Origin of the sequence: Photobacterium alginatilyticum, from assembly GCF_009910675.1 — a bacterium.
Taxonomy (GTDB): Bacteria; Pseudomonadota; Gammaproteobacteria; order Enterobacterales; family Vibrionaceae; genus Photobacterium; species Photobacterium alginatilyticum.
Map to the genome: position 1 here is coordinate 1 of NZ_RSEJ01000374.1, position 369 is coordinate 369.

Annotated in this window: 1 protein-coding gene; it reads left to right on the forward strand. The window is 41.4% G+C overall.

Going from position 1 to position 369, the window contains the following annotated elements; translation table 11 throughout:
• Positions 1 to 62: 62 nt before the first annotated feature.
• Positions 63 to 369, forward strand: a 307-nt coding sequence (locus EIZ48_RS31715; RefSeq protein ID WP_500690638.1) for a hypothetical protein, incomplete at its 3' end; no start/stop codon positions are given.

Here is a 369-nt window from a genome sequence, read left to right on the forward strand (position 1 = left end):
ATCATCTTTTAGTAGGCACTACCGATACACCTTTAGATCATCATCAATTGGAGCCAAAACCCATGAAGCAAGAAATAAATTTCATTTTGGATACCTTAAAAGATTATCTGAAAATTGTCCCCAAGGAAAAAGATGTACTAWGCGTATTCGTAGGTCTCAGACCTCTCGTACTACCTGAAAACAAGGAAGTGGGCACCAAAGAAATATCCAGGGACCATAAGCTTAAAGTCACCGCATCCAAATTGATCACCAKTACAGGAGGCAAATGGACCACCTACAGGAAGATGGCAGAAGATACGGTGGACCAAGCTATAGAAGTTGGTAGTTTATCAGCCGGCCCATGTCAAACACAGACCTTAAAAATCCATG